The sequence below is a fragment of the Croceicoccus mobilis genome, from assembly GCF_001661965.1.
Lineage (GTDB): Bacteria > Pseudomonadota > Alphaproteobacteria > Sphingomonadales > Sphingomonadaceae > Croceicoccus > Croceicoccus mobilis.
Map to the genome: position 1 here is coordinate 1 of NZ_LYWZ01000005.1, position 7,371 is coordinate 7,371.

The 7,371-nt window shown below is 59.4% G+C and carries 5 protein-coding genes; 2 read left to right on the plus strand and 3 right to left on the minus strand.

Annotation, left to right across the window (positions count from 1 at the left end; genetic code table 11):
* Positions 1–54 precede the first annotated feature (54 nt).
* Together A9D13_RS20900 and A9D13_RS01850 are read right to left on the minus strand one after the other, a co-directional pair.
* The gene (locus A9D13_RS20900; RefSeq protein ID WP_216635479.1) at positions 55–1,842 is read right to left on the minus strand and encodes a TniB family NTP-binding protein; all 1,788 of its coding nucleotides are present in this window, start codon (positions 1,840–1,842) and stop codon (positions 55–57) included.
* Complete coding sequence (locus A9D13_RS01850) at positions 1,727–3,361, minus strand: Mu transposase C-terminal domain-containing protein (RefSeq protein WP_024099411.1); 1,635 nt, start codon at positions 3,359–3,361, stop codon at positions 1,727–1,729. Before A9D13_RS01850 ends, A9D13_RS20900 begins: the two co-directional genes overlap by 116 nt.
* Positions 3,362–3,704: 343 nt before the next feature.
* Here A9D13_RS01850 and A9D13_RS19965 point away from each other — a divergent pair, with 343 nt between their 5' ends.
* The gene (locus A9D13_RS19965; RefSeq protein ID WP_244884875.1) at positions 3,705–4,445 is read left to right on the plus strand and encodes a MarR family transcriptional regulator; all 741 of its coding nucleotides are present in this window, start codon (positions 3,705–3,707) and stop codon (positions 4,443–4,445) included.
* Positions 4,446–4,702: 257 nt separating this feature from the next.
* A complete protein-coding gene (locus A9D13_RS01860; protein ID WP_062347427.1) occupies positions 4,703–5,857 on the plus strand; it encodes a serine hydrolase domain-containing protein in 1,155 nt (384 codons plus the stop codon).
* 88 nt (positions 5,858–5,945) lie between these two features.
* Here A9D13_RS01860 and A9D13_RS01865 read toward each other — a convergent pair whose 3' ends face one another.
* Entirely contained in the window at positions 5,946–7,118 is a 1,173-nt protein-coding gene (locus A9D13_RS01865; protein WP_244884876.1) for an alpha/beta fold hydrolase, read from the minus strand.
* Between the last annotated feature and the right edge of the window lie 253 nt (positions 7,119–7,371).

Genomic DNA, 7,371 nt, shown 5'->3' on the forward strand with positions numbered 1-7,371 from the left:
TGTCGCGTTGCCCTTAAATCTGAGACACGACGCGTTCGGGGATATTTTTTGCCCTTAATTATGAGATTCCACTGCCATCGCGCCTATGCTTTTCGCGCGCTGCCGGGCGATGTAAACAACCGCGGCAAGCAGACGTGGCTCCTTATCGAAGGCGCGCAATAGAGCAACCCTTGCATAGTCGTCGATGCCGGAGCTTGAGATGGCCGCTTTGACCAGTGGACGGGATTGGGCTGCATCAATTGCAGCAAGGCCAAACAGCCTTACTTCCAGCCTGTGGCCCTGAAGAGCGTATAACGGATCTCCGCGGAAGGCCTTTAATGATATGGCAAAGGTGACCGCGCGCATTGCGCGCCGAAATTGCTTGGAGCTGCGTAATCGCGCGGCGTATTCAAGCCGCGCGGCGCCGTTGCGCGCACGATTTATCAGCTTTTCGGGCATCTGTTCGCCACTGGCCTTGCCGAGCGTCGGCACAAGTCTCGTCCCACAAACCTGGCAGTCGAATGCCCAGGCTCGCCTCCAATGCTTGAGCGAAAGGCCCTCTCTGGAACATTGCAGGCAATGCTGGAATGGTATCTGGGCCGTCAGCGAGGCTTCTCGTGTCGTCATTGCTGGGAAGGTCAAAGATCGCACAACATCTGGGTCAATCCGTGCGGCGTTGGCAATCTTCGCCGCCGCAGCCGCGTCGACGTTGAAGTTCAAGGCGGTGCCATGCGCGGTATCGATTCTGAGATGAGCCAGTAGTTCCGCATCATCACAGTAGTTGGCCGCCGCCAGCCTAGACAACCAACCTGACAACAACTCGTCGGGCAGCGGCGCGACAGTCTTGGGCAGCGGGTGCGGCTTCACACCCCGGACTTCTCGAGCCGCCGATGGGGGGTTCGCATGGCGCGACCAAACCGGCGTCCATTTTGCGATTGCGTCATCGGTGATGCATTCATCACCTGTGACAATGGCGTCGATGGAAAGATCCTTGATCAGGGCGAAGATGCGCGAGGTCACCCCGCCGGTCAGCGCAAGTATCTGCTTTAGTGACTTGACCTTCAGATTGGATTTCTTCTCGAGGGGCATTGCCGCGATGAGTGTCTGGATCATGTCCGAGAACTCGGCGTCGTCGCGCCAGTTTGGAAGGTGATGTTCGTCCAGCCGCCTGGCAAGCTGGATATCACCACGGATGGCATCGACGGCCTCGCTGACCCCCAGGCAGACCAGCGACACTTCGAGTTCATTGCTGAGATACCGCAGAACATTGAGAAAGCGGCGCTGTTCGCGGTGGGTCCCGGCCAAGAGGTTGTGGACTTCGTCGATCATGATCATCCGCAGGCCAAGGTCGCGCAAGAGCGCGACGACACGGACTTCGAGGGAGGCCACATTTTGAGCGCGCGCGCTCAGTGCCGTGGCCGGTGCCCCGACGGTCGCCAGGATGTGCAGATAGAACCGTCGTTCGTCGGGAGCTGGTGGTGCTTGTAACAGTAACAGCGGCGTTCGCGTAATTCCCGATGCTGGGTCATATTCCGGTGCATATCTGCGCGAAAGATTGCGGGCGATCATCGTCTTTCCGATCCCGGACGCGCCATGCACAAGAAGGCCAGGCATACGGGTTTGCCTTGGCGCTTCGATCATACACTGCAAACGGTCCAGAACTTGTTCGGCCCGCGGAAAGCCAATCCAGATATCCGATTGAATGAGGGTGATCCGACCGTCTTCCTCTGTTTTTCCTGCCCTCAATTCACCATCTCTCCACCTTGAACAATGGGCGCGATGTATCACCCGTATCGATCGCGCGCAGCCCTTCGGTTGTTGAGACGGCCGAGTTGGCGCCCTCCAATGTCCCTTTTCTTTCACGGGATCGGCGTTCGGCCCTCGTCAGGCTCCGGCTTTCAGACTCGATTTGGCGTTGCTGTCGGATCAGCTCAGCCAGGACCAGCTCATTGGACCCGGACTTGCCAAGGGCACGGGCATTCCTCATGGCTTCGCGATATTCCCAGAGCGACACAGGCGGAATTTCCAGGTTTCGGTACCGAGCTTCGACGTATCGGTCATTATCCAGTTCGACCCAGATCACCGAGAGGTCGCGAGGGTCGTAGCGGACGACCACCTTTCCATCCCCGCGCCCGATGTGGCCTGCAAGCGCATCGGACCAGTACCGTATCTGGAACAGATGGATGCCGTCACGCCTGACCTTGCGCAGTTCACTTGGCAGAAAGCTCACCCGAAAGGCTTCAATCTCGAAGGGGATATCGCCCATCATTTGCTCTGAGAGCGCCTCCCATTTGGCAACGGGCGTGCAGCCAAGACTTGAATGAATGCTGTTGTTGTAGCGGCAGATTTCCAGAGCAAACCAGCGATCGAAGTCGCTTAAGGTCATCGTGGCCATGCCCTCGGCGTCATAGTCGCCCTTGGCCACGACCGAGGATTGCGTTGTTCCAGGCAACAGGTGCACGGCCCCCATCATCGTGCCGATCAATCGTTCGATGTGCCCTCCGAAATGAGGACTGCCTGGCGGCCGATAGACCAGATCGATCCCCCATTCTGCACATGCCGACCGAAAGGCATGCGACCGGAAATCGCGCCCGTTATCGACGTGGATGCTATGCGGTTTACCCTGCGCGGGCCAAGGAACATTGCGCACCAATTCCGCCAGAAGTTCCGCCTTGGGGGCCACAGCCTGTGTCAGGCAAAGCGCCACCGACAGACGCGAAGGTGCCTCGAGAGAGGTGTAATATCCGGTCACCATCCGCGTTGCGACGTCGATCGCCAGCGTGACCCAAGGCCGCCCAATTGGTTTGCGTTCAAAACTGTCGACGAGAATGATGTCCGCAGGCGTATGGTCGATTTGCACGACCTCCAGTGGCCGGTTTGCCTTGTTGTCGCCTACGACCGGCGCAAATTTCTGGCGGGCCGCCTTTGCGCCTTCGCGTGCCTTGGCAATTTCACGGGCATCCATTGCATCCAGCCTGCGCTGAACCGTCCGACGTGTCGGCGGTTGCAAGCCCTGCTGCCAGCACGCGCTTCGGATTTCTGTCACGATGCGCGACAGGCTTGGGCGTTCCCGCCGTAAGAAATAACGGCGAAGATGTTCTTCGATCACCGCTTCCACCTTGCCGGATATCAAGGTTGTACCAGTCGGGCGGCCCCGTTTCCGAGAAGCCAGCGCGCTGGTGCGCCCACCCTCTTCGGCCAGACGCTTTATCCAGCGCCAGACAGTCGCCCTGCTGACACCAAGCTCCCAAACGGCGTCATTGATGCCACTTTCCAGACTGCCAGTTCCTTTGAGATATGCCTGAACAAGCGGACGCAGAACGGCCGCCCTGCGCGCCTCCTCAGCACCAGCGGCAACGAAGTCTTCGCGATCATCATCCATCAATATTTGCCACACGAAGCTGCGAACCCTGTCTCAGGTTTAAGGGCAAAAATATCGGATTTAAAGGCAAAATATCATATTTAAGGGCAAAGCAAGGCCGTTGATTTCGTTGGATTTCTCATCTCACAATTAAGGGCTACGCGACATAGGGTGTCACCGAAGCACGATTCAGACCCGTTCGACCGCGAGCGCAAGGCCCATGCCGACGCCGATGCAGAGCGTGGCAAGGCCCAGTCTGCCGTCAGTATCCAACTGGACGTTGGCGGGCAGGTGCACCATCAAAGCCGTTGCCCCTGCCTCATTGGGAGGGCGAACATGGCGACACGCCCCAGGGAGAGTGCATTTGTCCAACAGGCCCGCCCAGCTCAATCCGGAATGGAGCCTTGGTTATCAGGTCCGGCGCTGCCATCGGCGGTTCGATCGCCTGCTCAATGCGATGCTGGCGAAGCACGATCTAAAGACGGGCTTCTGGTATTACCTTCGTGTGCTGTGGATCCGCGACGGCGTCACCCAGAAATATCTGAGCGACATGACCAACGTCACAGAAAACACGACTGTGTCGATAATCAACAACATGATGCAGCACGGGCTTGTAGAGCGCACCCGCGACAAGGTTGATCGCCGCAAGTTGAGCGTTACGCTGACCCAACGAGGCAAAGCCCTGGAAGCGGAGCTCATGCAATATGCGATCGACATTAACCGCATCGCCGTCGCCGGGATCGATCCGGCCGAGGTTGCGACGTGCGTCGACGTGCTTTCGGCGATCGCTTCCATGGAGCAACGGGGAATCGTTGCCCGGGTCCGCAACGCGGCGGACAAGCGGAAGATCAACATCTTCCTCACCCCTTACGGTCACGAGCTGAAAAGGAAGCTTCTGCCCATTGGCATCGAAGTTGGGGATATCGCTAAGACCGGCATTTCGCGCCGCGAAGCGGATCTCCAGATCGCCCTATTGGGCGAGCTGCAGACCAATCTAGAAGCTGCGATTCGGAGCCTCTCCCCCGAGGAGCCCGACGCGAAGCCGGGTCGGCGGCGCCGAGAGGACCGAGGGGTCGCCGGCATCACTCATGAGGCAGGCGACTGATGCGATAGTGGGTGTCCTCGCCACCATGGATGCCCCACATCAATGTTGCGCGCCGATACTTACATCACTAATGGTTAGATAACTAAGGAACTGCACGGTGGCGGTCTGCGACGTGAAGGTTGCGTGGAGAGGTGTGCTGATGGTCAGGCCTTGCCTCCGACCGAATCGTCGTCGCTCTCCACCGCGCGGTTGATGACTGCAATCGCTTAGGTGCGGGCCGCGTCCGGTCTGCGAGAGTATCGGGAGAGTTTGAACTTATGAGTTCATCAGCCTTTAAAGGCGCGGATGTGTCCGATCGCCTGGATCGCGCGATAGACAATGCTCTCGCCGACAATCGTTTGGTGGGAACGGTCGTGATCGTCGCCCGGGGCGGCAAGATCGCCTATCGCCGCGCGGCGGGATTTGCAGACCGTGAATCGCAAAAGCCGATGCAAACGGATAGCATTTTCCGATTTGCATCGGTGACCAAACCCTTTGTCACCGCCGCCGTGATGCGCCTGATCGAGGATGGTGTTGTGAGGCTGGACGATCCAGTGACGCGCTTCCTGCCCGACTTTCAGCCGCGCCTGTCCGATGGATCGGTTCCGGTCATCTCGATCCGCCATCTGCTCACGCACACATCGGGGCTCGGCTATCCGTTTCAGGAAGGGAGCGATGGCCATTATCGTCGCCTCGACGTCTCCGACGGGTTGGATCAACCGGGATTGTCGCTATCCGAGAATCTTCGGCGCCTGGCTGCCGCCCCGCTTACCGCCGCACCGGGGTCGGGTTTTCGCTATTCCCTTGGCATGGATGTGATGGGAGGGGTGGTTGAGAGCGTTACCGGTGGTTCGCTACGCGATGCTGTGCGCAAACTGGTCACGGATCCGCTGGGTATCGTCGATACCGGCTTTGCCGTTGCGGATGTTGAGCGGCTCGCGACGAATTACTTCAACAGCGAATCCGTTCCCGTCCGCATCACGGACGGCATGGTAGTGCCTCTGGATGCCTTCAACGGGTCGCTAACGTTCGCGCCGAGCCGTATCCTGGATCCAAACTCCTATCCGTCAGGCGGGGGTGGGATGGTGGGGACTGCGGGCGACGTCCTGCACTTTCTGGAAACCATCCGGCTCGGGGGTGGTCCGATCCTGAAGCCTGAAACAGTCGAGATGATGGCGACCGATCAGCTCGGACCTCAGGCTGCGGCCTGCGGGCCGGGTTGGGGCTTCGGCTTCGGCTGGGCAGTGCTTGCAGATCCGCACGCCGTCCCGTCGCCGCAGTCTCCCGGAACGCTTCACTGGGCCGGCGGATACGGCAATAGCTGGTTCATCGATCGTGCAAACGCGCTGACGGTCGTGGCCATGACCAACACGGCCTTTGAGGGTATGTCGGGGAAGTTCGTGTCCGACATCCGGGACGCCGTCTACAACTGATCCCCGCAAGGAATCCGCGACCGGCCGGCGTAAGCCGGCCGCGCCGCAGCGAAAATGCGGAGGCGCCGCGTCGATCGCGGCGGCCAGATCACAAATCGTTGCGGTGGCTCCAGTCGATGATCCCGTCGATACAAGCGCTGACATGTTCGGGCTGGCCCTGGTAGAAATGGGTCGCGCCCTTGATGCTCACAAATTCCTTGTTCGCAACGGTGAGCGCGTTGTGAATGATCGGATTATGGCTCGCGGGAACCGCGTCGTCCGCTTCATTCTCGATCTGCAGCACAGGGGTCCGATGGATCTTTGTCGCGTTAACGGCAGCCTTGGAGTTGGATAGGTCGTAGGACCATTGCGACAGCCACGAGCGCAGGGTTGAGAATCGCGCCAAACCAGCGGGTCCCACGTTCACCGTGCGTGGATTGCCAAGATAGGATGCCCCCGGCGCGCGTCCATTGGGGTCGATCGTCGGATCAATCCAGCGCACGTCGCACATCGTGCGGTGCGTGACGAAGGCGCGTTCGGTTTCGCCGTCGTTGCGACGACGGAGCGTGGCAAGCATTTCCTCGGCCCAGGCGGTAATTCTGCGATTGCGGGCCCGCTGCCTCTCGCGGAAGGCGGCGATGAAGTCAGCGGTGAATGGTGGTTTGTTCGGGCAGTCCGGACTATAGATATCGAATTCGAGATCGCGCGTGTCCGGGTCGAATTCGTCGATGACGGAGGGGTCAAGCCATTCGGTCAGCACTTCCGCCCGGCTGAGGTGGGCGGCGATGAGGACTATTCCGTCAACCCGCTGCAGCCGCGCTGCTGTCAGGTCATAAAGGTCGCCGGCGGGCGTGTGGGTGATTGTCGGATGTTCAGACTGGGCCGCATAAAACAGCGATAGCGAGCCGCCGCCCGACCATCCCACCAGGATCACCTTTTCATAACCCAGCGACTCGCGCGCGTGGCGCACCCACTGGCCCATGTCGTAGGCGACCTTTTCCATAATCAGCGCACTATCGTTTCTCGGGTAGCGACTCGACGCGCAAAGTACGTGCAACCCCGCATCGGCAAGCGCCTCAGGCATTGGGAGCAGCTGGACCGTGGCTGTGGGGTGCATGAACAAATAGACCGCCTTAGATGGCCGCGCTCTCTGCCGGAACAGCTGGCCTTCCAGCTCGGTCGTGCCCTCGGCGCCCGCAAAACTGTAGGTCTCCGTCATCCCCGGTTGATCGCGGAAGCGAACGATTTCGGGAAGGCGATCCCATAGCGCCTTTGTCGGCAATCCTCTCTCCATGGCCATATCCTTAGTTATCTAACTATAATTGCGTATTACCGTACTCCAGTCAAGGGAAGGGCTTCCCATGCGAAGGGGCGCGCACTGAGCAACCATCCCCTCCCCTGTTTGCCCAAATAGGTAGCGGTTTTCCGTTGTCCTCGGTCACGATAGGTACGTTTTTAGGGCGGTACAGCCTATAGAGGGTCGTGCGGCTGAGCGGAACAGGAAAGTGTCGTAAGGGGCATTATTTCCTTTCAAA